Source organism: Devosia sp. 67-54 (assembly GCF_001899075.1).
Lineage (GTDB): Bacteria > Pseudomonadota > Alphaproteobacteria > Rhizobiales > Devosiaceae > Devosia_A.
In genome coordinates, this window is the sequence record NZ_MKVA01000005.1 from 1 (window position 1) to 26,663 (window position 26,663).

The following is a 26,663-nucleotide window of genomic DNA, read 5'->3' on the forward strand; positions in this document are numbered from 1 at the left end:
CTCCGGGAAAATCACCTCAACCCAAGAAGAATCCAATCACAGTCTAATGTAAACACTGCCCCGCAAGGGGGAGGGGGGCGATGGACCTGCATTCGCCGATGCTTCAGTCGGGCTCCCCTCCCCCTTGCGGGGAGGGGATGGGGTGGGGGCGCCGACCACCGGAGTCTATCGCATCGTGAAACGGTCTAAGCCTTTCGGCAGCCACTTCCGGTCCAGCCGGCAGGCGACGGTGTAGGCGGGGTCGAAGACGTTGCCGATGTCGTAGCGCACGGCCTGGCCGAGCAGATGGCTCGCGGCCAGGGTGTCGAGGCCGTATTCGGCCAGCCAGCGCACCATCTCGGTGGTGGCGTGCTGCAGCGCCTGGTCGAGCGGGCGGGCGTTGCCGAGGGTGAAGATGTCGTCGCCGGCCATGCCGCGCGGCCAGACGATGGCGCGTTTTTCCACCGTCAGCCGCACCGTGACCTCGAAGCAGGTCTCGACGCCGGTGCCGACGATCTCGCCGTCGCCCTGCACGGCGTGGCAGTCGCCGAGGAAGAACAGCGCGCCGGGCATGGCGACGGGGAACCAGACGGTGGCGCCGGGGCCGAGGCGGCGATAGTCCATGTTGCCGCCATGCCCGCCGCTGGTGGCGGTGGAGATGGCCTGGCCCAGCGCCGGGGCGACGCCGAGGCAGCCGATCATCGGCGCCAGCGGAAAGCTGAGGCCGGCGATGGCGGCGGGCGCGTCCTCGAGCGTCACGGTCTGCGCGTTGCGGTCGATGCGCCAGGTGGCACGGTCGCGCGGCGGCAGATGGGCGACGAAATCGGGGTCGACGACGTTCTCGGCCAGCGCGGCGCGGGTCCAGCCGGTGGGGCGGATCGGCGTCATGTCGAGGATGTCGACCCTGAGGCTGTCGCCGGGCGCGGCGCCGCTGACGGCGATGGGGCCGTTCATCGGGTTGGGGCCGTGCATGACGTTGCTGCCGGCCTTGTCCCAGCCATTGGCGTCGATGGTTTCGGTGACGACGATGTCGCCGCTGTCGACGGTCAGGGCCGGCGGGTGGCTGCCGAGCGTGTTGTACCAGCGGGCGGGGGCGAAGCGGTGGGTGGTCATTCGAGGGTCTCCAGCCACTCGACATACTCGGCGGAATGGTCGCCGTCAGCACCCGGCATGCCGGGCTTGGTGAGGATGCCGCGGCGCGGGGGGATGTAGCTGCGGATGCGGCGGGTCTGGCGGTCGCCATGGCCGTAATTGAAGGCCGCGAATTTCGGGAAGAATTCGAGCTCGTCATAGGGCAGATGGTCGTGGATCCACCAGGCCATGGCCTCCCAGCGGCCGGTGGTTTCGTACCAGGGGATCAGCGCATGCACGATGATGGTGGCGCAGGCGCCCATCTCGCCCCTGGCGGTGCGGCGGTCCCAGATGTGGCCGGCGAAATTGCTCTCGTTGCTGCCGCAGTTGAGATTGTGCTGGTTGCCGAAGCGGTTGACCTCCGGGCTGCGATAGGCCGAGCGGACCGAGATGCGGCCGAAGCGGTCCCACAGCGGCTCGAGCGCCTCCTCGCACAGCTTGCGGCCGGCCATGATGGCGAGGTCGGGATCGTCGGGGATGTTCTGGATGCGGTGGAAATTGGCGATCTCGGAATAGAGGAAGTCGCGCATGAAGAAGTTGCGGCTGAGCCGGACCCGGCCCAGTTCCTCCAGGGCGCGCATGCTGCGCGGTGGCTTCATCGTCTCGCTTCTCCCCGACCCCATCGATAGAGTGCCGCACGTTCCGCCACCAGCAAACCCGGATTCGGCCGATGCTGCACGTGATCTTCATCATCGCCATCGCCGCCGAGGCCATGACCGCGGCGCTCGCCGCCGGGCGGCGCAAGATGGACTGGTTCGGGGTGTGCGTGCTGGCGGCGGTGACGGCGCTGGGCGGCGGCACCATGCGCGACACGCTGCTCGGCCACTATCCGCTGAGCTGGGTGGCGGACCCGACGCTGCTGCTGATCTGCTGCGGCTTCGCGCTGCTGACCATCGCCCTGGCGCGCTTCATGGAGCATCTGCGCTGGCCGTTCCTCCTGCTCGACGCGCTGGGGCTGGTGGTGTTCACCATCATCGGCTGCAACGTCGCCATCGAGATGGGCGAATCGCCGGTGATCGTGATCGTCGCCGGGATGATCACCGGCATCGTCGGCGGCATCATGCGCGACGTGCTGTGCAACGACATCCCGCTGGTGTTCTCGAGCCAGCTCTACGCCACCATCTCGATCGTCACCGGGGCGCTCTATTATCTCGGGCTGCAGCTCAACCTGATGCACGATCTGGTGACGGTGCTGGCCGTCGTCATCGGCTTCAGCCTGCGCGTGCTGGCCATCCGCTTCAACTGGGGCATGCCGAAATTCATCTACGACAAGGAGCTGAGGTAGGCGCGTTGCTCGCAATCGCCAACACGTGAGCGCGTTCTGCCGCTGGAGTTTTGCATGCCGTCGAAATCCCGCTTTACGTCCCACGATTTTTGCGGCAACGTGGCAAGTGGTGGACATGCCGTAGTCACGGGGTAGTCGGGTCGCCGACCGTGTGCCATCGCCGGGCGTTTGGGAGTTCACCCATGCGCGCCGGCCAAAGTTTTTTCTTTTGCCGGACGCCGGCGTGGAGGGGACCGAATGGGTGCCGTAAGCATCAACAATGTGCGCAAGAACTACGGCAACATGGAAGTGTTGCACGGCGTGTCGGTGGACATCGCCGACGGCGAGTTCGTCATCCTGGTCGGCCCGTCGGGCTGCGGAAAGTCGACGCTGCTGCGCATGATCGCCGGCCTCGAGGAGATCACCTCGGGCGAGATCTCGATCGCCGGGCGCGTGGTCAACAACCTGCCGCCGAAAGAGCGCGACATTGCGATGGTGTTCCAGTCCTATGCGCTCTATCCGCACATGACGGTGGAGCAGAACATGGGCTTTTCGCTCAAGCTCGCCCGCGTCGACAAGGAAGAGACGCGCAAGCGCGTCGCCAACGCCGCCGCGATCCTCGGCCTCGAGCCCTACCTCAAGCGCTATCCGCGGCACCTGTCGGGCGGCCAGCGCCAGCGCGTCGCCATGGGCCGCGCCATCGTGCGCAACCCGGCGGTGTTCCTGTTCGACGAGCCGCTCTCCAACCTCGACGCCAAGCTGCGCGTGCAGATGCGCTCGGAGATCAAGCAGAACCACATGCGGCTGGGCACCACCACGGTGTATGTGACGCACGACCAGATCGAGGCCATGACCATGGCCGACCGCATCGTGGTGATGCATGACGGCATCATCGAGCAGATCGGTTCGCCGCTCGAGCTCTACGATCGCCCGGCCAATCTGTTCGTCGCCGGCTTCATCGGCTCGCCGGCCATGAACATGATCGCCGGCAAGATGGAGGGGAATACCTTCGTCGCCGCCGACGGGACGCGCGTCGAGCTCAGCAATCCGCCGGCCGGCGCCGCCGGCAAGGCGGTGACGCTGGGCGTCCGTCCCGAGCATCTGCATCTCGATCCGGCCGGGCTGCCGGCGGAGATCCTGACGGTCGAGCCCACCGGCTCGGAGACGCAGGTGGTGGCGCGCTTTGCCGGCCAGGAGATCATGGGCGCGTTCCGCGAGCGCGTCACGGCGCGTCCGGGCGAAAGCATCCGCATCCGCCCCGAGCCCACCGCGGTGCACCTGTTCGACAGCCAGACCGGCGCCCGCCTCACGGCGTAAGCGTCCGCACGACGATTTTTTTGCGGGGCGCCGTCGCGAGACGGCGCCCTTTGCCTTGGCGGCGTGGGCCGGCCTCAGTCTTCGAGCAGATAGCCCCGGCGCTGCGGCAGCGGCGCGGTGCCGACGATCTTGGCCACCGCCTCGCCGCGCGCCACGTATTTGCGCAGCGTGCGCGACAGCACCAGGCCATCGGTGCCGGCGACCAGCGGGGTGCGGGCGAGGAAGGCTTCGGGGCCGTCGAGCGCGATGAGGTCGGCGACGGGCTGGCCCTTGTGCACGCGCTGGCCGAGGTCGACGCGGTAGGCGAGCAGCCCCGCCGCCGGGGCGCGGACGATGTCGGTGGCCTCGAACGGCGCGGTGAGTCCCATTGGCTCGGGCCGCGGTCCCGGGTCGGCCGCGATCAGGTCGCGGCCGGCAAAAAAGCCGAACAGGCGCAGCGCGTCCTGCTCGCCGAAATGGTCGAAGCTGTCGGCAAGGCCACGATATTCGAGCGTCGCGGTGGCGCTGGCCAACGGGATCGGCTTGCCGGGGTTGCTCTGCGCCAGCTTGCGGTAGAGCAGCGGCAGCACTTCGTCGAAGGAGCCGCCGCCGGAATCGGCCGCGGTGAGCACGGCGGCCGCGCCCATCCATTCGGCCAGATCCTCGAGCTCGGGCATCAGCTCGGGGGAGGTGAAGATGTGCAGCAGCGAGTCGGAATCGCAGTGCAGGTCGAGCACGAATTCGGCGTCGTGCGCCTCCTTGAGCAGGATCAGCCGGAGCTGTTCGGCGGCGGTGCGCGGCTGCTGGCTGTCGATCCACTGCGCCACGGTCTTGCGGATCAGGGTGACGTTGAAGCGCTCGTCGTCGCCGAGCCGGCCGCTGAGCTGGGTGCGGACCATGGCGAACAGGTCGGGCCATTGCCGGTTGTAGTTGACGCCGGTGTCGAGGTCGGTGCGGCCGAGGTGCTTGTGCTGCACCAGATTGGCCATGCCGAGCGGGTTGGCCATGGGGATCACGGTGAAGCGGGCGCGCAGCAGCTCCTGCTCGTCGGCCTCGCGCAGCATCGGCAGCAGATGGTGCAGCAGCATGGTGCCCGGCTGCTCGTCGGCATGCAGCGCCGCCTGCAGATAGACCTTCTCGGGGGCGTCGGGGGGACCGATGCGGTAGAACGGCAGTTCGGCGGTGAGGCCCGGCGTGTCGCCGCGCAGCTTCAGCACGTGCAGGTGGAAGGTCATGACAGCCCCTGGACGCGGCGCCAGCTGAACTTCAGCCGGCGCTCCTGCGGCAGGTGCCGCATCAGCCGGCGGTAGATCAGGCCGAACAGGTAGAAGATGGCGAAGGAGATGACGAGGAAATAGCCGGCGGCGACGCCGAAATGCAGGAACACGTTGTAGTCGCGCTGGAACAGCACTTCGGCGAGGTTCATCAGGTCGCGCTGGTCGCCGATCACCGGCAAAGTGAAATACACCAGCGCCGTGGCCTGGAACAGGAACACCACCTCGTTGGTGTAGGCCGGCCAGGCGATGCGGATGAGGTTGGGCCAGGTCACCGACCAGAAGCGCTGGCGGCGGCTCATGCCGTAGGCGCGGGCGGCCTCGACCTCGCCCCTGGGCACGGTGATCAGCGCGCCGTAGAAGATCTCGGCGGTGTAGGCGGTGGTGTTGAGCGCCAGGATCGCCGGGCCGAGGAACAGCGGGTGCAGCACGAACCCGTCGATGCCGAGCGGCTTCCAGGTGCTGAGGTTGAAGGCCAGCACCAGCGAGTAGAAGGCGAAGAGCTGGATGAAGAAGGGCGAGCCGCGGAAGAAATAGATGTAGGCCCGGCTCAGCCGGTTGACGATCTGGTTGGGCGAGTTCTTGCCCAGCGCCAGAAGGATGGCGAAGCCGAAGCCGGCGGGAATCGCCGCCACGGCGAAGTAGATGTTGAACAGCGCGGCGGGCGCCATGCGGACCACTTCGCCGATGAGCACGTCGAGGGCCGTCATGTGGCGTTCTGCTCGGCCAGCGGCATGCCGCGGCGCAGCCGGCGGCCGATGGCGCCGAAGATCTTCTCGGAGACGAAGGTCACGAGGATGTAGAACACCAGCAGCACGAAATAATAGCGCCAGCGCCAGTCGTCGTGGACGAGGCCGGCGGCGCGCGAGAAATTGGCGGCGCCCAGCCGCTGCGCCCAGGCGACGAAGTCGAGGATCTGCAGCAGCGACAGCAGCGAGGTGGCCTTGACGATGCTCATCCACACATTGGCGATGCCGGGCAGGGCATAGACCCACATCTGCCGGATGTGGACGCGGCGCAGCACCTGCATGCGAGTCATGCCGTAGGCGCGGGCGGCCTCGAGCTGGCCGGCGGGCACGGCGCGCAGCGCCCCGGCGATGACGCTGGCGACGAACGCGCCATAGACCAGCCCCAGCGACACGCTGGCGAGGATCAGATAGCCGAAGCTCGAAAAGCTGATGTTGGCGGCATCGCAGGGCGGCCAGCGGCCGGCGTTGAGCGCCAGCGTTTCGGGGGTGCAGACCTGGAACGAATAGACCCATTCCACCGCCTGCTCGAAGGCCAGCGGGAAGAACAGGAAGAACAGCACGTCGGGCACGCCGCGCACGATGTTGATGTAGGCGGCGGCGAACCAGCGCAGCGGCAGCGGGCCGTTGCTGCGGGCGGCGGCCGCGACGAGGCCGACGACCAGCGCGATGGCGGCGCCCAGCACCATGGCGGCAAGGGTGTACTGGACGCTGGCGTACCAGTTGAGGTGCTTGCCGTTGCTGATGTAGCCCAGCCAGAACACGAGATCCTGGCCAAGGAAATCCTTCAGCCCCTGCGGCAGGATATCGACCAGCACGCTCTATCGCCCCCCGGAACGGAAACAGGCGGAGCCGGAGCTCCGCCTGCCGAAATTCTTACTTCTTGTAGAACGGACCGCCCTTCTTGTCGGGGAAGTATTTGGTGATCAGCCCGTCCAGCGTGCCGTCGTCCTTCATGGACTGCAGCGCGGTGTTGAACTTCTTGGTGAGCTCGGTGTCGGTCTGGCGCATGCCGACGCCGACGCCGTCGCCGATCAGGATTTCCGGGCCGTCGGCCTTGAGCTTGCCGCCCGACGCCGACACCGCCTCGCCCACGACCGAGCCGTCGAGGAAGATGATGTCGAGATTGCCGGCGTTGAGGTCGGCCATCTCCTGGTCCTGCGTGTCGTAGGTCAGGATGGTGTTGCCGTCCTTGAGGTTGGACTCGAGATAATTGGCCTGGATGGTCGCCTTCTGCGCGCCCAGCTTCATGCCCTTGATGTTGGCATAGTCCACCTTCTTGTCGGCCAGCGTCAGGAAGGTCGAGGGATCGGGCGGGAAGTAGGGATCGGTGAAGGCGATGGTCTTCTTGCGCTCGTCGGTGATGGACATGTCGTCCATGATGGCGTCGTAATTGCCCGCCAGCAGGTTGGGAATGATGCTGTCCCAGTCGTTGACGATGAAGCTGCACTCGACGCCGGCGCGCTTGCACATCTCGGTGCCGACATCGACGTCGTAGCCGCCGAGCTTGCCGCTGTCGTCGGTGAAATTGTAGGGCGGGTAGCTGCCCTCGGTCGCGATCTTGTAGCTCTGGGCCTGTGCCCCAAGGGTCAGCGCTGCCAGGGCAGCCGCGGCCAGTATCAGCCGGTTCATGATGGGTCTCTCCTAACGTTCGACGCATGGGCCGCGTCTGCTGCGCGGCTCTGGCAGCTAGGCTTACCGCAATTGACGCATGCGTCAAATCAGGCGTGGCTGCCGGCGCTGAGGAATTGGCGGAGGCGGGGCGACCGGGTGGCGCCGAAAACCTCGGCGACCGGGCCTTCCTCCTCGATCTTGCCCTGGTGCAGGAAGACGGCGCGATCGCCCACGGTGCGGGCAAAATCCATGTCGTGGGTGACCAGGATCATGGTGCGGCCCTCGTCGGCGAGCAGCTTGATGACGCGCAGCACCTCGACCTCGAGTTCGGGATCGAGCGCCGAGGTCGGCTCGTCGAACAGCATCACGCGCGGATTGATGCAGAGCGCCCGGGCGATGGCGGCGCGCTGCTGCTGGCCGCCGGACAACTGGCCGGGGTAGCTGTGCGCCTTGTCGGCGATGCCCACCTTGGCCAGCATCTCCATGGCCTCGCCGCGCACTTCCGCCTTTTCGCGCTTCTGCACCAGGATCGGGGCTTCCATGACGTTGTCGAGCACGCTCATGTGGCTCCACAGGTTGAACTGCTGGAACACCATGCCCAGGCCGGAGCGGATGCGGCGGATCTGCGCCTCGTCGGAGACGCGGCGATGCGGCGGCGTGCCGGCCAGCGCGATGGTCTCGCCGGCGATCCGGACGGTGCCGCTGTCGGGCACTTCGAGCATGTTGACGCAACGCAGCAGCGTCGACTTGCCCGAGCCGGACGAGCCGATCAGCACCACTACCTCGCCCTCATGGGCGGTGATGGACACGCCCTTCAGCACCTCCACCTCGCCAAAGCTCTTGTGGATCGAGTCGAGCTCGACGATCGGGATGGCGGGGCGGGAAGCGGGCGCAGTCATGGCCGGCAAACTGCGGGCAATGCGCGGCGGATGCAAGGGGTGTGAATGGCGGGCGGGGACGAGACGACCGCCAGCCCCTCTCGGGGCGGCGGCCGGACCCTGTCGCTTGCTGCCTTACGCCGCCACCCGCGACCCTTCGTCGAAGAACAGCGCCTGGCTGATCAGGGCCTTCACCATGTCGGGGTTGAACGGCTTGGTGACGAGGAAGGTCGGCTCCGGCCGTTCGCCGGTCAGCAGCCGCTCGGGGAAGGCGGTGATGAAGATCACCGGCAGGGCCTCGGTCGAGAGGATGTCGTTGACCGCATCGATCCCCGACGAGCCGTCGGCGAGCTGGATGTCGGCGAGGATCATCTTGGGATGGGTCTTGCCGTACAGCGTCACCGCCTCCTTGTGGGTGCGGGCGATGCCGACCACCTTGTGGCCTAGCGATTCCACCAATTGCTCGATATCCATGGCGATCAGCGGCTCGTCCTCGATGATGAGGATGTCGGTGGCCACCTGGCGGGAAATCTCGCGCGAGGCCTGGTCGAGCAGCGCGGTGAACTCGGCGTCGGAGACGTCGAGGATTTCGGCGGCCTGCTCGTTGGTGAAGCCCTCGACCGCCACCAGCAGGAAGGCCTGGCGCGGCCTGGGCGACAGATTGGCGAGATTGTGCGCGGCGCGCTGTTCCCAGACGAAATGCGGCTGCGGCGAGGGAATGCGCACCGCCGAGGACGAGAACAATTGCGAAAACAGCTTGTAGAGCGCGATGCGGTCGTTCGAGGCTTCGGGAAAGATCGACGTATCGGCGATCAGAGCCTCCAGCGTGGCGGCCACGTAGGCGTCACCGGAGGTTTGCGATCCGGTCACGGCGCGCGAAAAACGGCGCAAATAGGGGAGGTGCGGCGCAATCCGCATGGACAAGGTCATTCAGAAGGCTCCCTTTGACGCTTTTGTTGGTCAACCCGCACAGCTAACGGACGGATTCGAAGTTCGTTCCATGTTGGCGGAACTTTTCGACCGAACCCGCATTTATGCTACCACGTCAGAGCTTAGCGTCACTCTGGTTCAAGGTCCGGGTAGTGAAAGACAAGTCCAAGATGAACGAAATGAGTGTTCCGCGTCAGCGGCGCACGGATGATGGGCTCGGCCCGAATTCCGATATCGGCGCAAAACTGCGCGCTTTCTATGGCGCGGTGCAGGATCAGCCGATCCCGGACAAGTTCCTGGATCTGCTGGAAAAACTCGATCAGGTCGAACAGGCCGCGAAGCGGAAGGGCAACTAATTGCAGGAATCCCCGTCGTTCAAGCGGGAGTTGCTGGCGACGTTGCCGTCGCTTCGCGCCTTCGCGGTGTCCCTGAGCGGGCGCCACGACCGGGCCGACGATCTCGTGCAGGACACGATGATGAAGGCCTGGGCCAAGCAGGACAGCTACCAGATGGGCACCAATATCAAGGCCTGGCTGTTCACGATCCTGCGCAACGAGTTCTATTCGCAGATGCGCAAGCGCGGCCGCGAGGTGCAGGACACCGACGGCGCCTTCACCGAGCGGATGTCGGTGCACCCCAGCCAATACGGCGTGCTCGACATGGCCGATTTCAAGAAGGCGCTCGACACGCTGCCGCCGGACCAGCGCGAGGCCATCGTGCTGATCGGCGCCTCGGGCTTCTCCTACGAGGAGGCGGCCGAGATCTGCAAATGCGCCGTCGGCACCATGAAGAGCCGGGTCAGCCGCGCCCGCACCCGGCTGCAGGACATCCTGAAGATTTCCGGCGAGGCCGATTTCGGTCCCGACGCGGTGTCGTCGCAGGTCACCACGCATTCGCTGACCTGAGGCGGCTACTGCGCCTCGCGCCGTCGCGCCAGCGCGCGGCGGCAGGCGGCCAGCAGGTCGGCGTCGCTGAACGGCTTGCCGACGAATTCGGCGGTTTCGAGAACCGTGTCCGCGAGCTCGCCGCGGAACGCCGAACATACCACCACGGCGATGCCGACGGCGACCAGCCGCTCGGCCAGCGCGACCTCGCCGGAGTTCGGCCCGGGCGGGTTGACGATGGCCAGATCGAATTCGTGCAGGCGTTCGGCCAGCGCCGCCAGCTCATTGTAATTCTTGGCGAAAACGGCCGCCTTGGCGTTGGCGTCCTCGAGCACGCGCTGGATGTCCAGCGCGATGAGGAATTCCTCCTCGACGATCAGAAGACGCTCGCCCGACAGCACTGCACTGGCCCCAGAAAGACGCCGCAGAAGGCGTCCGAAGCGCTGAATCGTCATTTAACAATGACATGTCAGAGCGCCTGCAACCTCAACATAAGCGATGGCGTTTGCTTCGTGGACTCGCGATGATAGCAGGGATCAGGATTTGGGCGTCATTCTGCCAGTCTCAACGCGACGAGTTCCCTGCGAGCAATGCCCCCTGCGTGCAATGGCCCAGTTCCGGACCTTCACGTCGGAAGAACTGCGTTTCGTCTCCAGCTTCAAGCGCGGCGAGCTGGTGGCCGAGCCCGGCACGGTGATCCTGGCCGAAGGCGCCCATAGCGCGCAGCTCTTCACCCTGCTCAGCGGCTGGGCCTTCCGCTTCAAGACGCTGGAAGACGGACGGCGGCAGATTCTCAATTACTGCCTGCCGGGCGACCTCGTCGGGCTGCAGGGCTCGGTGATCGGGGCGATGGAGCATTCGGTCGAGGCGCTGTCGGCGGCGGTGCTGTGCGTGTTCCAGCGCGACCGGCTGGCCGAGCTGTTCCGCAACCATCCCGGCCTCGGCTTCGACGTCACCTGGCTCGCCTCGCGCGAGGAGCGGATGCTCGACGAGAACCTGCTGAGCGTCGGCCGGCGGTCGGCCATCGAGCGGGCGGCCTATCTGGTCGCCTTCCTCTACCAGCGGGCGTCGTCGGTGGGGCTGGTCGAGCAGAAGGCGCTGCTCATTCCGATCACGCAGCAGCACGTGGCCGATACGCTCGGGCTGTCGATCGTGCATACCAACAAGACGCTGCGCAAGCTGATCGACCGCCGGCTGATCCGCTGGCACGACCGGGCCTGCGAGGTGCTCGATCCGGCGGGGCTGATGGAAATCGCCGGCTGGACCGGGCTGCCGGAAGCGCGGCGGCCGCTGATCTGACGGAACGAAGCGCCGCGCCGGCCGTTGCTGCGCGAGGCTCGGGGGCAGGCACACATGCGCATCATCGGCGTCTTCAACCGCGACGGCGGCACCTTCAAGACCACGGACATGGACGCCTTCGTGGCCACGGCCACCGGCATATTCACCGAGGCCGGGCACGAGTTCGAGGCGCGGCCGGTCGAGGGCCGGAGCCTCATCGGCGAGCTCGAGCGCGCCGCGGCGGCGGCCGAGGTGCTGCTGGCCGGCGGCGGCGACGGCACCATCTCGGCGGCGGCCGGCATCGCCTACCGGCGCGGCATCCCGCTGGCGGTGCTGCCGGCGGGCACCATGAACCTCTTCGCCCGCTCGCTGGGCGTGCCGCTGAAGCTCGAGCCGGCGCTGGCGGCGCTGGCGGCGGGCGTGGTGAAGTCGGTCGACATCGCGACGGCCAACGGACGGCCGTTCGTGCACCAGTTCTCGGTGGGGCTGCATCCCAAGCTGGTCAAGCTGCGCGAGACGCTGAGCTACAAGGGCCGCATCGGCAAGATGCTGGCTTCCAGCCGCGCCGCGATCGGCGCCGTGGTGCGGCCGCCGAACTTCACCGCCGAGGTCGTCACCGCGCACGGGCTGGAGCGGCGGCGCACCGCCGGCATCTCGGTCAGCAACAATCCGTTCGACGAGGGGCATCTGCCGCTGGCCGACACGCTCGATCGCGGCGTCCTGGGCATCTACGTCATCAAGCCGCTGACGCCGCGGGCGCTGCTCGGGCTGGGCTGGGGCATGCTGCGCGGCAAGTGGAAGAGCCTGCCCGAGATCATCGAGCGCGAGGCGCGCGAGGCCATCGTGCGGTTCCCGCGCAAGACGTCGGGCGCCATGGCGGTGATCGACGGCGAGCTGATCCGGCTGAGCGACAAGGTCGAGCTCAGGATCCATCCGGCGGCGCTCAAGGTGCTGGTGCCGCGCGATGCGGAGGCGCCGCCCGCCAGTGACGACGCACTGGCGCCGGCGCTGAGCACGCCGTGAGAAAACCCCGCCCGGAAGGCCGGACGGGGTTCCAAACTGCTTTGCGATTTGCCTCGGGCTAGAGGCTGTTGGCGCCGGCTTCCACCGGTTGCTGGCCGAGCTTGCGCAGGGCCTGCTCGATGGCCTTCAGATCCTCGCCATCGTCGCCATCGATGGGGGTCATGCCCTCGGTGGCGCTGCGCTCCTTGCTCAGGGAGTCGGCCTCGAGCTGGCGCAGGACTTCGATCTTCTCATTGTCCTCAAGAGCGTCGTCCTTAAGGATCGTCACAATCTGCCGTTTGATGTGAGACATGGCAAATCCTCTCGGTTCATGTCGCCCGCCGCCTGACGCGGCCGACGGGCATTAGGTAACGGGGGAGGGCAGGCCCAGGTTCCTATTTGCGGCGCTCCCGGTCGTCCTTCCTGAGCAGCAGCGCCGAGGCCAGCGCGGCGCCCGCCGGCAGGCCGATCTGTTTGAACAGCGGCGAGCGCAGGATCAGCGGAACGGCGGTGATGATGGCGGTGGTGACGAGCGCCGTCATCTCGGCGCCCTTTTTCTTCTCGGCATCGCGTTTGGCCGCGATGCCGTCCTGGATGTGGGCCACGAGGAAGATGACGAGCGCGATCAGCGCCGCCGCAAGCGCGATGATCAGCGGCGCGATCACCGGGCCGACGGCGTAGGCGAGGGCGGTGTTGATCGCCACCAGCACGAAGGCGGCGAACACCACGCCCAGGGCGCCGATCAGGCCCCAGATGATGGCCTGGCGCTTGACGCCGGCGGTGATCGACGCCGCCTCGATGCCGAGCAGCGACAGGAGAGGCGCCAGAACTGCGAGCATGGCGCTACCGGGTGATGACGGCGAGCAGGAAGCCCAGCGCCACGGCGCCCGCCACCGCGGTCAGCGGCTTCTCGCGAATGGTGTCCTTGATCTGCTTTTCGAAGGCGCCGAATTCGTCCTGCGCATAGTCGAGCGCCGACTGGCCACGGGCGGCGAGCTCGTCGGCGCGGGCGCTGGCGGTGCTCTTGAGCTCGTTGGCGCCGGTCTGGCCCATGCGGCTCAGCGTGCCGGCGATGGATTTGAGGTCCGACTGCAGCTGCGTGACCTGGTCCTGCAGGTTGTCGGTCTCGGCGTCGATCGCCGGGGAAACGCGGCTGCGGCGGCGGGCGCCGGCGGCGGCCGAGCGGCGCGGACGCGAGGCGCCGCGGCTGGACGAAGAGGAGGTGGAGGATGCGGCCTGGGCACTGCCGTTGCTGCGGCCCGGGGCCATGTCGTCGGTGTCGGCCATCGTGGATGCTCCTGGGTTCGGTGACGCTCTGGTTGCAACGCCGCTGCCGGGGGCCGGGTTCCCGTCGCCGACAGCGGCGTTGCAACCAGAGAAAACAAACACCCCGGTCCGCGGGGGAGTGCGAACCGGGGTGGTTTATGCGGGTCGAAAGGGGGGCGACCTAGGACCCGCAGAGCTCAGATCCGACCCATCAACACGAGGATGATGACGATCACGAGCACGACGCCGACAATCCCAGAGGGGAAATATCCCCAGGAGCGGGAGTATCCCCAGCTCGGGATGGCGCCGATCAGCAACAGGATGAGGATGACGATGAGGATTGTGCTGAGCATCTTGGCGTACTCCTTGGTGGACGCTGGCGTTCTAGAAGGCGACGAACAGGAATGCCGCCGCCACGGCGAGGATGCCGATCGCCGGAGCCATCGCACCCAGGACCGCGCCCAGATGTACGCGCCCGTCATACCCCTCGACCGACCACACCATGGCGGAGCGGGCCGAGTGTTCCAGAGCGTTGATCTCCATCTGCGTCATCGCCTTGATCCTTTTTGTCTTTTGACCGGGAGGGAGGGCCCGGTCTCCGCCTTGGACAGTCGCGCATGAGGTGCGCTGGCCAGATAACTGGCGGCGCGGAAGATGGTTCCAGACGAGAGGGGCAATCGGCAGTCGGGCTGGCCCGATCGCGGCTGTCTCGAGACGAGTGCCGCTATTCCACCCGCACCACGTCCACCGACTGCTTGGTCTCGTGGCGGCCGGAGGTGCGCAGCACGCCCACGATCGGGGAGATGTCGGAATAGTCGCGGCCATGGCCGATGGTGATGTGGTCGCTGCCGGCCAGCATGGCGTTGGTGGGATCGAATTCCACCCAGCCGGCGTGCTGGCCGCACCAGGCGCGCACCCAGGCATGCATGGCGTCGGCGCCTTCGAGCCGCGGCTTGCCCCTGGGCGGGATGGTGCGCAGGAACCCCGAGACGTAGGCGGCGGGGATGCCGACGCCGCGCAGGCCGGCGATCATCACATGCACGAAGTCCTGGCAGACGCCGCGCCGGAGCTGGAAGGCCTCGAGCGGGGTGGTGTCGACATTGGTGGATTTGCGGTCGTAGGCGAAGTCGCGGTGGATGGCGAGGCAGAGGTCCATCGCCGCGGCGCGCACCGAGGTAGTGCGCCCGAGGCTCTGGCGCGCATAGTCGGTGATCGCCCGGCTCAGCGGCACGCGCGGCGAGGCGGCGAGGAAATGGTGCGGGGAATTGCCGTCGAGCGACCACAGCGCGCCGAGCTCGCGCTGCAGTGCCGCGAGGTCGGGCGACAGGTCGGCGGGCGGGGCGCTGTCGTCGACGCCGACGCGGGCGCTGAGGCGGACGTCGAGCCGGTCGTGATAGCCGGCATAGGCGATGGTGGTGACGAGATTGCCGAAGAAGTCGGTGAAATTGGTCTGGATGTCGGGCTCGGGGTCGAAGGCGATGGACGAGGCGATCACCCGCTGCACGCCGGGGATCGACGCCGGCGCCACCCGCACCAGATGCCGGTCGCCATGCACGAAGCCCTCGTAGTCGTAATGCAGCTCGAGGCGGACGTCATAGAGCATTGAATGCTCCGTGCTCGTTCGGCCCCTCACCCCCCTCGCTGCGCGAGGGACCCTCTCCCCGGAGGGGCGAGGGGAGGCGAGGGAGGCTTCGGGGCCAGCCTCCCCTCGCCCCTTTGGGGAGAGGGTGGCCGCGCAGCGGCCGGGTGAGGGGCCGTGCGATCACCGCGCTAGACGAAATACGCATCGGCCAGCAGTCCCGCGAGGCGCGCGATGCCGCTGCCGAGGGCGGCGAGGCGGTCGCTGCTCATGTCGTCCGGCTCGGCCACCAGCAGCTCGGTGTGCAGTTCCAGCACCGCGCGGGCGGCGGGCGAGAGCTGGCCGTCGGCGATGCCGCCGGGCAGCTTCTCGATCTGCTCGCGCAGCTCGGCGATCTGGAACAGCACCGAGCGCGGGTTGAGCGGGTCGAGCACCAGCAGGTCGATGTAGGAATTAGCGCCGGCGGCGACGTTGTAGCGGCGGCGGTGCGTCATGACGCTGTCGCCGATCTCGAGCAGCATGTCGAGCGCGCCATCGGGGGCGTCCTCGCGCGTCAGCCAGCGGGTGATGCCGGCCATCTGGATGCCGCGCTCGAGCCGGCGGCCGGTTTCGAGGAAGCGCCAGCCGGCGAAGCGGTACATGTTCTCGTGCACCAGCCCCGAGAAGCCGGCGAGCTTGCGCAGCAGCACCGTCATGGCGCGCGTCGCGTCGTCGCCCGGCTGCACGCGGCTGGCGAAATTGCGGGCGGTCTTGCGCAGGTCGGCGAGCGCCAGCCAGCCGTCGGGCGAGAAGCGGTCGCGGATCTGGCCGGCCGAGTGCACGGCGCTGTCGAGCGCGCCCAGCAGGCCCTGCGGCAGCGGCTCGGTGGCGTCGATGTCGATGCCGTCGAGATAGAGCCGGGTGTCGGCGAGCAGCGGCAGGTCCGGATTGGAGACCTCGGCGAGCCGGGCATTGTAGGCGCGCAGGATGCGCACCGTCGCCTCGCAGCGCTCGGCGTAGCGGCCGAGCCAGATCAGGTTGTCGGCGGCGCGGCTGGGCAGATTGCCCACCGATTGCCGCCGCAGCTTTTCGCCCGCCTGCGGCAACAGGCTGACGCGCTCGACCGGGGTGCTGCTCACCACCCAGACGTCGGCCGCCTGGCCGCCGCGCTGCATGGTGATGGCGGTGGTGTCGAGGCTCGAGCCGACGCGGGCGAAGCCGCCCGGCATGATGGTCCAGCCGCGCGCGGTGCGGGCTGCGTAGACGCGCAGCGTGATCGGGCGCGGCTGCAGCCGGCCCTCGACATAGACCGGGGCGGTCGACAGCGTCACCGGCTCCTGGCCGGTGAAGCGGCCGCCATCGTCGAGCAGCCTTTGCCGCAGCGCGTCGCGCGCCGCGGGCTCGAGCGCGGCGCCGAGCATGGTGTGCTCGCGGTCCTCGATGGCCAGCGTGGTCGAGAAGGCGGGGCCGACCATCATGCGCTCGAAATTGTCGAGCACGTGCCGGCGCTCGGCATCCTGCCCGCACCACCAGGTGGCGATGCCGGGCAGATGCAGCGGCGTGCCGAGCAGCGCCTGGCTCAGCCGCGGCAGGAAGGCGGCGAGGGCGCGCGTCTCGAGGATGCCCGAGCCGATGGCGTTGACCATCGACAGCGAGCCCTGGCGGATGGCCTCGACCATGCCGGGCGTGCCGATGCGGCTGTCGACGCGCAGCTCCAGCGGGTCGGTGAAGCTCGAATCCATGCGCCGCCACAGCACGCTCACCGGCTGCAGGCCGGCGACGGTGCGCACCATCATCTGGCCGTCCTCGACCACCAGATCCTCGCCCTCGAGCAGCATGAAGCCGAGATAGCGGGCGATGTAGGCGTGCTCGAAATAGGTCTCGTTGTGCTGGCCCGGCGTCAGGATGCCGACGCGGCCGTCGGCGTGCCGCGCCGCGGCGTTGAGGCTGTCGCGGAAATCGCGGAAGAAGCCGGCCAGCCGGTGCACGTTGAGGCGAGCATAGATGTCCGACAGCGCGCGCGTCGTCGCCACCCGGTTCTCGAGCGCGAAGCCGGCGCCGGAGGGCGCCTGGGTGCGGTCGCCCAGCACCCACCAGCCGCCGTCGGGGCCGCGTCCCAGCTCGAAGGCGCAGAAGTGCAGATAGTGTCCGCTCGCCGGCGCGAGGCCGACCAGCGGGCGCAGGAATTCGGGGTTCTGCGCGATCAGCTCGGGCGGCAGCATGCCGCGCGCCACCAGCTGGTTGCCGCCATAGATGTCGGCGACCACGCGCTCCAGCAGCTCGGCGCGCTGCACGAGGCCGGCGGTGATGTGCTGCCAGTCGGCCTCGCCGATGATCAGCGGCACGTGCGCCAGCGGCCAGGCGCGCTCCTTGCCGGCGGCGCCGTCATATTTGCGGTAGAACACGCCGGCGTCGCGCAGATACTGGTCGGCGCGCTCGAAGCGGGCGTTGAGCCCGTCCGGCCCCAATTCGTCGAAGCCGGCGAGCAGCTCGGTCCAGCCGGGGCGGACGGTGCCGGCCGGATCGATCATCTCGTCGGGAATGCCGGGCAGCAGCCGATAGCCGGCGAGCAGGCCGCTGTCCCCGGGCGGTTTCGGAACCTGACGCTGAGTCCGCTTGTCCATCGCCCAGAGTGCTTAGTGGATCGGTCGGCGCAAATCGAGCGTGAGCGGGAATTCGCCGGGGATTTCCTCGGGCGGTGGTGAATAGGCGCCCGGCGTGTGGCCGTCGGCGACGAAGCGCGCCAGCCGCCGCGCCTCGGCCTCGTTGCCGTTGACCGGGAAGGTCTCGTAATTGCGGCCGCCCGGATGCGCCGTGTGGTAGACGCAGCCGCCGATCGCCCGTCCGGTCCAGGTGTCGTAGAGATCGAAGGTCAGCGGGGCGTTGACCGGCAGCACCGGATGCATGCCGCCGGCGGGCTGCCAGGCCTTGAAGCGCACGCCGGCGACCGAGGTGCCGGCGATGCCGGTGCGCGTCAGCGGCACGCGGCGGCCGTTGCAGGTGACGATGTAGCGTTCCGGATCGGGGCCGGCCAGCTTCACCTGCAGCCGTTCGACCGAAGAATCGACGAAGCGCACGGTGCCGCCGATGGCGCCCTGTTCGCCCATCACGTGCCAGGGCTCCAGCGCCTGGTTGAGGGTGAGCGTCATGCCCTCCACCTCGATCTCGCCGCAGAAGGGGAAGCGGAATTCGAGCTGGGCGGCGAACCAGTCGGGGTCGAGGTCGAAGCCGTGCCGACGCAGATCGGCGAGCACGTCGAGGAAGTCGGCCCAGACGAAATGCGGCAGCATGAAGCGGTCGTGCAGGCTCGTGCCCCAGCGGATGAAGCTGCCCTGCAGCGGCGCCGTCCAGAAGCGGGCGATCAGCGCCCGCACCAGCACCTGCTGCGCCAGGTTCATGCGGGCATCGGGTGGCATCTCGAAGCCGCGGAACTCCACCAGCCCCAGCCGGCCGGTCGGACCATCGGGCGAATAGAGCTTGTCGATGCAGATTTCCGAGCGGTGGGTGTTGCCGGTGACATCGACCAGCAGGTTGCGGAACAGCCGGTCGACCAGCCACGGGGCAGGGGGCGGCGCGGTGCTCGGCGCCGGCACCTGGCGCAGCGCGATCTCGAGCTCGTAGAGGCTATCGTGCCGCGCCTCGTCGATGCGCGGCGCCTGGCTGGTCGGGCCGATGAACAGGCCGGAGAACAGATAGCTCAGCGCCGGGTGATGCTGCCAGTGCAGCACCAGCGATTTCAGCAGGTCGGGACGGCGGAGAAAGGGCGAATCCGCGGGCGTCGCGCCGCCGATCACCACGTGGTTGCCGCCGCCGGTGCCGACATGCTTGCCGTCGATCATGAATTTGTCGGCGCCCAGCCGGCTCTGCCGCGCCTCCTCGTAGACGATGCTGGTGGTGGCCACCGCCTCGTCCCAATTGGCGGCGGGGTGGATATTGACCTCGATGACGCCGGGGTCGGGGGCGACGCGGATGACGTTGAGGCGCGGATCGAAGGGCGGCGGATAGCCCTCGATCTGCACCGGCAGGCCGAGCGCAGCCGCCGACGCCTCGGCCGCCGCGACCAGCTCGAGATAGTCTTCGAGCTCGGCGACCGGCGGCAGGAACACGCACAGATGCCCGTCGCGCACCTCCACCGCCACCGCGGTGCGCACGCTGCCCTCGATCTCGGACAGCACTTGCTCGGTGCGCTCCTGCTGGCCGCCGGCATCGGCGGTGAACGAGGCCGTCGGCTGCTCGCGGGCGCGCAGCATCGCCTCGGCGGGCGGCAGTTCGCCCACCGGCTGCAGCGGGTCGCGCGGCACCACATGCGGATAGGCGGTCGGCGCCAGGTGCCGCAGCGAGCTCAGCGGCAGGCGATAGCCCACCGGCGAGTCGCCGGGGGTCAGGAACAGCTTGCCGCGGCGGGTGCGCCATTTCTCGCTGACCCAGCGGCTCTGCGCTGCGATGGCGTTCCAGCGCTGCACCGGCAGCACGTAGCCGGTGGGGCGGTCGAGGCCGCGGTCGAACACCGCCGCCATGCGGGCGCGGGCCTCGGCATCGGCGAGTTCGGAGTTCGAGGGGTCGACATTGGCGGGAAGCCTCGCTTCCTTCAGCAGCCACTCGCCCGGGTCCTCGTAGGCGGCATCGACGGTGTCGCCGCCGAGGCCGAGATGCTCGGCGAAGCGGTGCAGAAATTGCGAGGCGGTGGAATCGCTTGCGGCGGTTTTCTCGGCCTCCTTGGCAACCAGCCTTTCGTCGCGCCAGATCGGCTGGCCGTCGCGCCGCCAGAACAGCGAGAAGGTCCAGCGCGGCAGGCTCTCGCCCGGATACCATTTGCCCTGGCCGTAATGCAGGAAACCGCCCGGGGCGATGCGCTGGCGCAGCCGCCGGATCAGCGTGTCGGCGCGGGCGCGCTTGGTCGGGCCGACGGCGTCGGTGTTCCACTCGCCGCTCTCGAAATCGTCGATGGACACGAAGGTCGGCTCGCCGCCCATGGTGAGGCGAACATCGTTCGCTTCGAGCACAGAATCGACATGGCGCCCCAACGCATTGAGCCGGCTCCAGCTTTCGTCGGAGAACGGCCTGGTGATGCGCGGGTGCTCGGCGATGCGGCTCACCTGCATGTCGAAGGCAAAGTCGGTGTGCACCGGGCCGATGGCGGAGAAGGCGCCCGAAATCGGCGCCGCGTTGCGATAATGCGGCGTGGCGGCGAGCGGGATGTGGCTCTCGCCGGTGAGCAGGCCCGAGGTGGGGTCGAGCCCGATCCAGCCGGCGCCGGGCAGGTACACTTCGCACCAGGCGTGCAGGTCGGTGAAATCGTGGTCGGTGCCCGCCGGCCCATCCAGCGACACCAGATCGGGCTTGAGCTGGATCAGATAGCCGGAGACGAAGCGCGCGGCAAAGCCCAGGTGGCGCAGGGCCTCGACCAGCAGCCAGCCGCTGTCGCGGCACGAGCCCTGCGCCCGCGCCAGCGTCTCTTCCGGCTCGAACACGCCGGTTTCGAGCCGCACGATATAGCCCACCGCGCGCTGCACCAGCGCGTTGAGCTCGGTGACGAAATTCACGGTGTTGCGCGGCGTGCGGTCGACCGAGCGCAGGAAGTCCGCCAGCAGCGGCCCCGCCGGCTGCGGCGTCATATAGATCGAGAGGTCGTCGCGCAGCGCCTCCGGGTACTGGAACGGCCAGGTCTCGGCGCTCTCTTCGACGAAGAAGTCGAACGGGTTGTAGACCGTCATGTCGGCGACGAGGTCGACCTCGATCTTCAGCTCGGTCACCGGCTCGGGGAAGACGTGCCGGCTCAGCCAGTTGCCGTAGGGGTCCTGCTGCAGGTTGACGAAGTGCCCGGCGGGAAACACCTTGAGCGAATGGCTCAGCACCTTCGTCTTGGAATGCGGCGCCGGCTTCAGCCGGATGATCTGCGGGTTGAGGATGACCGGACGGTCATAGGTGTAATGCGTCAGGTGATAGATCGCGGCTTTGATCGACAAACTCGTCGCTCGTCCTATTGCGCCAGGGCGTCCCGGAGCCGAGCTTAGCCAGCCGGCGGCGGCGCGTCGAGGCTTCCCGGTGGCCAGCCGGTCCTGTCGTCAACGAAATGCCGCAGACCCGGTGCAGACAGCCCGGCCCGCAAGGCGAAACGGAGGATGCGATGAAACGCAGGGATGTGATGCTGGCCGGCGGCGGCCTCGCCCTGCTGCTGCCGGCGCTGCCGGCGCAGGCGGACGACGATGTGGCGGCGCTGGTGCGTAAATATATCGGCGCCTGGAATTCGCACGACGCCAAGGCGGCGGCGCGGTATCTCAGCGAAGAGTTCACCTGGTACGACCCGTCGGCGGGCAATCCGGTGCAGGGCCGCGACAAGGTGGTCGGCACGGTGATCGCCTCCTACCTCGCCGCCGTGCCGGACCTGGTGTGGGAAATGCTGGGCAAGCCGATCGTTGCCGGCGACATGCTGGCGCTGCAATGGCGGCGGTCGGGCACCAACAGCGGCGCCTGGGCCGACGGCAGGCCGGCGACCGGCAAGAGCTTCATGCAGCTGGGCGCCTCGGTGTTCAGCCTCCGCGACGGCAAGCTCGCGACGCAGTCGGACTATGCCGACATGCTCGGCTTCTACCGCCAGATGGGCTGGCCGGCGTAGCGCCTACGCGATCGCCTCCAGCGCCTGCCGCTGCTCCAGCATCGCCAGGAACACCCGGTAGTCGCGGTCGAACTGCGCCCGATGCTCCGGGTTGGGCCGGCGCGCCGTGCCGCCCTGCTGCATCGCCATGGCGGCGGCGCTGAGTGAGCCATAGAGGCCGGCGGCGGTTGCCGCCACCATGGCGGTGCCGAGCAGCGTCGCGTCGTCGGTCGCCGGCTCGACCACGGTGCAGCCGGTGGCGTCGGCGTAAAGCTCCATCAGCAGCGGGTTGTGGGTGTGGCCGCCGGTGACGTGCAGCGTGCCGATGGCGTAGCCGTGGCGGTTGAGCGTATCGAGGATGTGGCGCACGCCCAGCGCAATGCCGATTGCGGCGCGCCAGTAGAGGCGGCAGAGGCTGTCGAAGCCGCTGTCGAGCGTCAGCCCGGAGATCACGCCCAGTGCGTTGGGGTCGGCCAGCGGCGAGCGGTTGCCGTGGAAGTCCGGCAGCACGTGCAGGCGCCGGCCGAGCCCCACGCCCTCGGTCTCGCGCAGCGCCATGATGCGGGCGATGATGCGATGGTGCATCTCGGCCGGCTCGCCGCCGGCGCCGTGCCAGCGGATCAGATGGTCGAGCAGCGCGCCGGTCGCCGACTGCCCGGCCTCGTTGAGCCAGGCGTCGGGCAGCACGGCGCCTTCGTACGGCCCCCATACGCCGCGGATCGGGCGCGGATCGGGCGACAGCGCCATGACGCAGCTCGAGGTGCCGGCGATCAGCGCCAGATGGCGGTGGATGGAGCCGGTGTCGCCGGCGAAGGCGCCGAGCGTGCCGAGCGCTCCGGCATGGGCATCGATCAGCCCGAGCCCGACGCGGCAGCGCCGGGTGAGGCCCAGCGCCGCGGCGGCGGCCTCGGTCAGCGGCCCGAGGTCGGTGCCGATGGGGCTGGCGCGGTCGGGCAGGCGGCCGCGCTCCAGCATGTCGGCGAGCCCCACCTCGGCCAGGAAATCGGGCTGCCAGCCGCCGGCGCCGCCGATCCAGGTCCATTTGCAGGTCAGCGTGCATTGCGAGCGGGCATTGGCGCCGGACGCCTTCCAGGTCAGGAAGTCGGCGAGATCGAAGATCTGACCGGCGGCGGCCCAGGTCTCGGGCACGTGGCGCTTCAGCCACATCAGCTTGGGCACCTCCATCTCGGGCGACATCACGCCGCCGATGGAGTCGAGCACGGCGTGGCCGGTTGCCGTGCACTCGCCGGCCTCGGCCAGCGCCCGGTGGTCGAGCCAGACGATGGTGTCCCAGCGCGCCTCGCCATCGGTGCTGACCGGCAGCGGAACGCCGTTCCGGTCGCGCACCACCAGCGAGCAGGTGGCATCGAAGCTGATGCCGGCGACGTCCTCGGGGCGCGCCGCGGCGGCGCGCATCGCCGCCCGCACCGCGAGGCCCACCGCCTGCCAGATCTGCTCGCTGTCGTGCTCGGCGTGGTTGGCGTCGGTGCGACGCATGTCGATGGGGTGCTCGGCGCGGCCGAGCAGCACGCCGCTGGCGCTCACCACCCCGGCGCGGGCGCTGCCCGTGCCGACATCGACTGCCACCAGCAGGTCCCGCATCCCGCTGCTCTCCCTCGCCTCGAGCCCTTCTAGCAGGCCGGGCAGGTCGCGCATATCGGACAGCACCGCGTCGGGATGCAGCGCGGCGATGGTGCCGGCCAGCCCCGACGGCTCGATATGGCCGCCGCCGGTGAAGGCGACGACGCGCATGCCGGCCTTCTTGGCGGCGATGATGCCGGGCGGGCTGTCCTCGATCACCACGCAGTCGGCCGGCGCGACGCCCATGCGCTCGGCCGCGAGCAGGAACAGATCGGGCGCCGGCTTGCCGTGCCCGACCATGCTGGCCGAAAAGATGGCCGGCTTGAACCGCGCCAGCAGCCCGGTGACCTCGAGGCTCAGCCGGATGCGCTCCATCTGGCTCGACGAGGCGACGCAGAACGGCACGCCGAGCTGCGGCAGCACCTCGATCAGCCCGGCCATCGGCTTCAGTTCCTGCCGGTAGGTATCGGCGAGGTCGCGCCGCATCGCCTCGAGCGCGGCGTCGTCGAGGCGCAGCCCGTGCAGATCGTCGAGGCTCTGCGCGATCGAGGAGAAGCTGCGGCCTAGGTAGTTGCGGAATCCGGCCTCGGCGCTGACGTCGAGCCCGGCATTGGCCAGCGCGCGCAGCAGCACCTGCATCGCCAGCGGCTCGGAATCGACGAGCACGCCGTCGCAGTCGAAGATGATGAGGCGGATGGGAGAGGCGGGCATGGTTCGAACTCGCGATCGGTGCCTTACCCGCGACGCGGGGGAGGGGGACCGCCGTCAGGCGGTGGACAGGGGCGGGCCCGGACTCGGGACCGTGGCCGCCCTTTCCACCATGCTTGGCATGGCCTCCCGCTTCCGTAAACGGGAGAGCGGCCGACCGCCGCGGCCCTACAGCGTCCCGTCCAGATACGCCGCGAGCGTCGCGCGGGTGCCCTTGTCCCAGATGGTGCGGAGCGCGTGGCTGAAGGCCTCGGCATAAATATCGCTCCGGCCCAGCGCGCCGAAGATGTCGGTCATCTCGAGCCAGGCTTTCGGCTCCTGCCGCGCGCGCTTCGCCTGCGCCTGCAGCCGGTCCCAGCTCGGATCGTTGGGCGGGATCGGGGCGCCGCTGTCGGTCTCGCCGTAGCAGTAGCGGCACCAGAAGGCCGAGACCAGCGCCAGCCCGGTCACGCCCTGGCCCGCCGCCAGCCGGTCGGCCGCCGAGGGCAGGATGAATTTCGGCTGCCGGTTGGAGCCGTCGAGGCAGAGCCTTGTGATGGTGTCGCCGATCTTGGGGTTGGAGAACCGCCGCTCGATCAGCGTGTAGTAGCCGCCGAGATCGGTGTCGGGTACCGGCGGCACGATCGGGATGATCTCCTCGCGCTCCAGCTTTTCGAGGAAGCCGCGCACCAGCGGGTCGGCCATCGCCTCGTGCACGAAGTGGATGTCCATCAGCCCCGCCGGATAGGCGATGGCGGCGTGGCCGCCATTGAGGATGCGGATCTTCATGTGCTCGAACGGCGCCACGTCGGGCACGAACTGCACGCCCACCTTTTCGAGCGCCGGGCGGCCGAGGGGGAAATTGTCCTCCAGCACCCATTGCCGGAAGTTCTCGCAGAACACCGGCCAGTTGTCGGCGATGCCGAACTCGCTCGCCAGCAGCGCCCGCTCGCGCTCGCCGGTGGCCGGGGTGATGCGGTCCACCATGCCGTTGGGGAAGGCGACATTGGCGCTCACCCAGGCGGCGAGCTCGGGATAGATCAGCTTGGCGAGCCCGACCACGGCGTTCTGCGTCACGTGGCCGTTGCCGGGGATGTTGTCGCAGCTCATCACCGTGAACGGCGCAATGCCGACGTCGCGGCGGCGCTTCAGGCCGGCGAGGATCAGCCCGAACACCGTCTTCGGCTGCGTCAGCAGATCCCTGGCGTCGGCGGCGATATCGGGGTGCGTGGGGTCGAAGCGCTGCGTCGCCGGATCGATGTAGTAGCCGCCCTCGGTGATGGTCAGCGACACGATGCGGATCGCCGGATCGACCAGCCGGTTGACGATGGCGGAGCTGTCGCCGATCGGCAGATGGTCGATCATCGGCGCGGTGACGCGGGCGGCGGAGGTATCCGCCTCCTGCTCGACCACGGTGGTCAGCCAGTCCTGCGCCAGCAGGCTGTCGCGCATGCCCGCGTCGGCCGGGCGCACGCCGGCGCCGACCAGCGCCCAGTCGTGGTCGAGCCCGAGGCCGAACAGATCGTCGAGATACACCGCCTGGTGGGCGCGATGGAAATTGCCGACGCCGAAATGCACGATCCCCGCCGTGAGGCCCGCCGGATCGTAGCCCGGCACCCGGGCCGTGCGGCTGAGCTCGCGGAAGGCGTGGCGCGACAGTTTGGTCGGCATAGGCGTAGTCCTCAATTGGCCCGGAGCGAGCGGCCGTCCTTGTCGAAGCGGTAGATGCGCGCCGGGTCGGGGGTGAGCCACACGGTATCGCCGTGATGCAGCTGCTTTTCGCCCTCGGTGCGCACCGTCATCAGTCCGAGGCCGTCGACATTGACGTGCAGGAAGGTGTCGGAGCCGAGGTGCTCGGCGACGCCCACCGTGCCCTTCCAGGCGCCGGCGCTGGTCGACACCTGCATGTGCTCGGGCCTGACGCCGATCGCGGCGGCGCCGTGCTTTGCCGCTTCGGCGCCATCGACGAAGTTCATCTTGGGCGAGCCGATGAAGCCGGCAACGAAGCGGTTGGCCGGGGTGCGGTAGAGCTCCATGGGCGTGCCGAACTGCTCGATGTTGCCGGCGTTGAGCACCACGATGCGGTCGGCCATGGTCATGGCCTCCACCTGGTCGTGCGTCACATAGATCATGGTGGTCTTGAGCTGCTGGTGCAGTTCGGAGATTTCGAGCCGCATGTTGACGCGCAGCGCCGCGTCGAGATTGCTCAGCGGCTCGTCGAACAGGAAGGCCTTGGGCTGGCGCACGATGGCGCGGCCGATGGCGACGCGCTGGCGCTGGCCGCCGCTGAGGTTGCGCGGCCGGCGGTCGAGATAGCTGCTGAGGTTGAGCGTCGCCGCTGCCTCCTTCACCTTGGCGTCGATCGCCGCCTTGTCCATGCCGGCCATCTTCAGCGGAAAGCCGATGTTCTGCGCCACCGTCATGTGCGGGTAGAGCGCATAGGACTGGAACACCATGGCCAGCTCGCGCTTGGCGGGCGGCGCGGCGGTCATGTCGCGGCCGTCGAGCAGGATTTCGCCGGACGTGGTGTCCTCGAGCCCGGCGATCAGCCGCAGCAGGGTGGACTTGCCGCAGCCCGAGGGGCCGACGAAGACCACGAACTCGCCGTCCTCGATGGTGAGGCTGGCGTCGGGGATCACCGCGTGGGCGCCGAACGATTTGTTGACGTGCTGGAGCTGGATGGAACCCATGTCGATTTCC

The 26,663-nt window shown here is 68.6% G+C and carries 27 protein-coding genes and 1 pseudogene; 7 read left to right on the forward strand and 21 right to left on the reverse strand.

Going from position 1 to position 26,663, the window contains the following annotated elements; genetic code table 11:
* Positions 1 to 165: 165 nt before the first annotated feature.
* Positions 166 to 1,092 carry an acetamidase/formamidase family protein gene (locus BGO82_RS04925; RefSeq protein WP_291304451.1) on the reverse strand — a complete coding sequence of 309 codons (927 nt, stop codon included), beginning with the start codon at positions 1,090 to 1,092 and terminating at the stop codon, positions 166 to 168.
* The gene (locus BGO82_RS04930) at positions 1,089 to 1,709 is read right to left on the reverse strand and encodes a hypothetical protein (RefSeq protein ID WP_291304452.1); all 621 of its coding nucleotides are present in this window, start codon (positions 1,707 to 1,709) and stop codon (positions 1,089 to 1,091) included. The genes BGO82_RS04925 and BGO82_RS04930 overlap by 4 nt, the downstream gene beginning before the upstream one ends.
* 71 nt (positions 1,710 to 1,780) lie before the next feature.
* On the opposite strand from BGO82_RS04930, the gene BGO82_RS04935 reads away from it, so the two are divergent.
* Both BGO82_RS04935 and ugpC read left to right on the forward strand, forming a co-directional pair.
* Entirely contained in the window at positions 1,781 to 2,395 is a 615-nt protein-coding gene (locus BGO82_RS04935; RefSeq protein WP_291304453.1) for a trimeric intracellular cation channel family protein, read from the forward strand.
* A gap of 237 nt (positions 2,396 to 2,632) precedes the next feature.
* Positions 2,633 to 3,691 carry a sn-glycerol-3-phosphate ABC transporter ATP-binding protein UgpC gene (gene ugpC / locus BGO82_RS04940; RefSeq protein ID WP_291304454.1) on the forward strand — a complete coding sequence of 353 codons (1,059 nt, stop codon included), beginning with the start codon at positions 2,633 to 2,635 and terminating at the stop codon, positions 3,689 to 3,691.
* Between the two features lie 74 nt (positions 3,692 to 3,765).
* On the opposite strand, the gene BGO82_RS04945 is transcribed toward ugpC, so the two are convergent.
* From BGO82_RS04945 to BGO82_RS04970, 6 genes are all read right to left on the reverse strand, one after another.
* Positions 3,766 to 4,905, reverse strand: a complete 1,140-nt coding sequence (locus BGO82_RS04945) for a succinylglutamate desuccinylase/aspartoacylase family protein (protein ID WP_291304455.1) — start codon at positions 4,903 to 4,905, stop codon at positions 3,766 to 3,768.
* Positions 4,902 to 5,654 carry an ABC transporter permease subunit gene (locus tag BGO82_RS04950; RefSeq protein ID WP_291304456.1) on the reverse strand — a complete coding sequence of 251 codons (753 nt, stop codon included), beginning with the start codon at positions 5,652 to 5,654 and terminating at the stop codon, positions 4,902 to 4,904. Before BGO82_RS04950 ends, BGO82_RS04945 begins: the two co-directional genes overlap by 4 nt.
* Positions 5,651 to 6,508 (reverse strand): ABC transporter permease subunit, encoded by an 858-nt coding sequence (locus tag BGO82_RS04955; RefSeq protein ID WP_291304457.1) that lies wholly within the window; start codon positions 6,506 to 6,508, stop codon positions 5,651 to 5,653. Before BGO82_RS04955 ends, BGO82_RS04950 begins: the two co-directional genes overlap by 4 nt.
* A 58-nt stretch (positions 6,509 to 6,566) precedes the next feature.
* Positions 6,567 to 7,322: a transporter substrate-binding domain-containing protein gene (locus BGO82_RS04960; RefSeq protein ID WP_291304458.1), complete on the reverse strand. Its 756-nt coding sequence runs from the start codon at positions 7,320 to 7,322 to the stop codon at positions 6,567 to 6,569.
* Between the two features lie 89 nt (positions 7,323 to 7,411).
* Positions 7,412 to 8,203, reverse strand: coding sequence for an amino acid ABC transporter ATP-binding protein (locus tag BGO82_RS04965; RefSeq protein WP_291304459.1), 792 nt, complete (start codon positions 8,201 to 8,203; stop codon positions 7,412 to 7,414).
* A gap of 114 nt (positions 8,204 to 8,317) precedes the next feature.
* A complete protein-coding gene (locus tag BGO82_RS04970) occupies positions 8,318 to 9,112 on the reverse strand; it encodes a response regulator (RefSeq protein ID WP_291304460.1) in 795 nt (264 codons plus the stop codon).
* Between the two features lie 170 nt (positions 9,113 to 9,282).
* Here BGO82_RS04970 and BGO82_RS04975 point away from each other — a divergent pair, with 170 nt between their 5' ends.
* Together BGO82_RS04975 and BGO82_RS04980 are read left to right on the forward strand one after the other, a co-directional pair.
* On the forward strand, positions 9,283 to 9,468 hold the full coding sequence (locus tag BGO82_RS04975) for a NepR family anti-sigma factor (protein WP_291305671.1): 186 nt from the start codon (positions 9,283 to 9,285) through the stop codon (positions 9,466 to 9,468).
* Positions 9,469 to 10,017, forward strand: a complete 549-nt coding sequence (locus BGO82_RS04980) for an RNA polymerase sigma factor (protein WP_291304461.1) — start codon at positions 9,469 to 9,471, stop codon at positions 10,015 to 10,017.
* A 5-nt stretch (positions 10,018 to 10,022) separates the two neighbouring features.
* Here BGO82_RS04980 and BGO82_RS04985 read toward each other — a convergent pair whose 3' ends face one another.
* Positions 10,023 to 10,397, reverse strand: a complete 375-nt coding sequence (locus BGO82_RS04985) for a hypothetical protein (RefSeq protein WP_291304462.1) — start codon at positions 10,395 to 10,397, stop codon at positions 10,023 to 10,025.
* Between the two features lie 205 nt (positions 10,398 to 10,602).
* Here BGO82_RS04985 and BGO82_RS04990 point away from each other — a divergent pair, with 205 nt between their 5' ends.
* Positions 10,603 to 11,295 (forward strand): Crp/Fnr family transcriptional regulator, encoded by a 693-nt coding sequence (locus BGO82_RS04990; RefSeq protein WP_291304463.1) that lies wholly within the window; start codon positions 10,603 to 10,605, stop codon positions 11,293 to 11,295.
* 54 nt (positions 11,296 to 11,349) lie between these two features.
* Positions 11,350 to 12,297, forward strand: a complete 948-nt coding sequence (locus BGO82_RS04995; protein WP_291304464.1) for a diacylglycerol kinase family protein — start codon at positions 11,350 to 11,352, stop codon at positions 12,295 to 12,297.
* Positions 12,298 to 12,355: 58 nt separating this feature from the next.
* Here BGO82_RS04995 and BGO82_RS05000 read toward each other — a convergent pair whose 3' ends face one another.
* The 8 genes from BGO82_RS05000 to BGO82_RS05035 form a co-directional block, all read right to left on the reverse strand.
* Complete coding sequence (locus BGO82_RS05000) at positions 12,356 to 12,589, reverse strand: hypothetical protein (RefSeq protein ID WP_291304465.1); 234 nt, start codon at positions 12,587 to 12,589, stop codon at positions 12,356 to 12,358.
* An 82-nt stretch (positions 12,590 to 12,671) separates the two neighbouring features.
* Complete coding sequence (locus BGO82_RS05005; protein ID WP_291304466.1) at positions 12,672 to 13,115, reverse strand: hypothetical protein; 444 nt, start codon at positions 13,113 to 13,115, stop codon at positions 12,672 to 12,674.
* Positions 13,116 to 13,119: 4 nt separating this feature from the next.
* Positions 13,120 to 13,563: a hypothetical protein gene (locus BGO82_RS05010; RefSeq protein ID WP_291304467.1), complete on the reverse strand. Its 444-nt coding sequence runs from the start codon at positions 13,561 to 13,563 to the stop codon at positions 13,120 to 13,122.
* 176 nt (positions 13,564 to 13,739) lie between these two features.
* On the reverse strand, positions 13,740 to 13,895 hold the full coding sequence (locus BGO82_RS05015) for a DUF3309 family protein (protein WP_291304468.1): 156 nt from the start codon (positions 13,893 to 13,895) through the stop codon (positions 13,740 to 13,742).
* Between the two features lie 31 nt (positions 13,896 to 13,926).
* A complete protein-coding gene (locus tag BGO82_RS05020) occupies positions 13,927 to 14,094 on the reverse strand; it encodes a hypothetical protein (protein ID WP_291304469.1) in 168 nt (55 codons plus the stop codon).
* Positions 14,095 to 14,266: 172 nt separating this feature from the next.
* Positions 14,267 to 15,145, reverse strand: coding sequence for a transglutaminase family protein (locus BGO82_RS05025; protein WP_291304470.1), 879 nt, complete (start codon positions 15,143 to 15,145; stop codon positions 14,267 to 14,269).
* Between the two features lie 167 nt (positions 15,146 to 15,312).
* The gene (locus BGO82_RS05030; protein ID WP_291304471.1) at positions 15,313 to 17,724 is read right to left on the reverse strand and encodes a circularly permuted type 2 ATP-grasp protein; all 2,412 of its coding nucleotides are present in this window, start codon (positions 17,722 to 17,724) and stop codon (positions 15,313 to 15,315) included.
* Between the two features lie 12 nt (positions 17,725 to 17,736).
* Positions 17,737 to 21,066 carry a transglutaminase family protein gene (locus tag BGO82_RS05035; RefSeq protein WP_291304472.1) on the reverse strand — a complete coding sequence of 1,110 codons (3,330 nt, stop codon included), beginning with the start codon at positions 21,064 to 21,066 and terminating at the stop codon, positions 17,737 to 17,739.
* A gap of 161 nt (positions 21,067 to 21,227) precedes the next feature.
* Here BGO82_RS05035 and BGO82_RS05040 point away from each other — a divergent pair, with 161 nt between their 5' ends.
* Positions 21,228 to 21,716 carry a nuclear transport factor 2 family protein gene (locus tag BGO82_RS05040; RefSeq protein ID WP_291304473.1) on the forward strand — a complete coding sequence of 163 codons (489 nt, stop codon included), beginning with the start codon at positions 21,228 to 21,230 and terminating at the stop codon, positions 21,714 to 21,716.
* Positions 21,717 to 21,719: 3 nt separating this feature from the next.
* Here the strand turns inward: BGO82_RS05040 and BGO82_RS05045 are convergent, their stop codons facing one another.
* The 4 genes and pseudogenes from BGO82_RS05045 to BGO82_RS05060 form a co-directional block, all read right to left on the reverse strand.
* On the reverse strand, positions 21,720 to 23,297 hold the full coding sequence (locus BGO82_RS05045) for an FGGY-family carbohydrate kinase (protein WP_291305672.1): 1,578 nt from the start codon (positions 23,295 to 23,297) through the stop codon (positions 21,720 to 21,722).
* A gap of 54 nt (positions 23,298 to 23,351) precedes the next feature.
* Positions 23,352 to 23,987 (reverse strand): annotated as a pseudogene (locus BGO82_RS05050) (HAD family hydrolase); the annotation flags it as partial.
* A 165-nt stretch (positions 23,988 to 24,152) separates the two neighbouring features.
* Positions 24,153 to 25,634, reverse strand: coding sequence for a mannitol dehydrogenase family protein (locus BGO82_RS05055; RefSeq protein WP_291304474.1), 1,482 nt, complete (start codon positions 25,632 to 25,634; stop codon positions 24,153 to 24,155).
* A gap of 11 nt (positions 25,635 to 25,645) precedes the next feature.
* The gene (locus BGO82_RS05060) at positions 25,646 to 26,653 is read right to left on the reverse strand and encodes an ABC transporter ATP-binding protein (protein ID WP_291304475.1); all 1,008 of its coding nucleotides are present in this window, start codon (positions 26,651 to 26,653) and stop codon (positions 25,646 to 25,648) included.
* Positions 26,654 to 26,663: the final 10 nt, after the last annotated feature.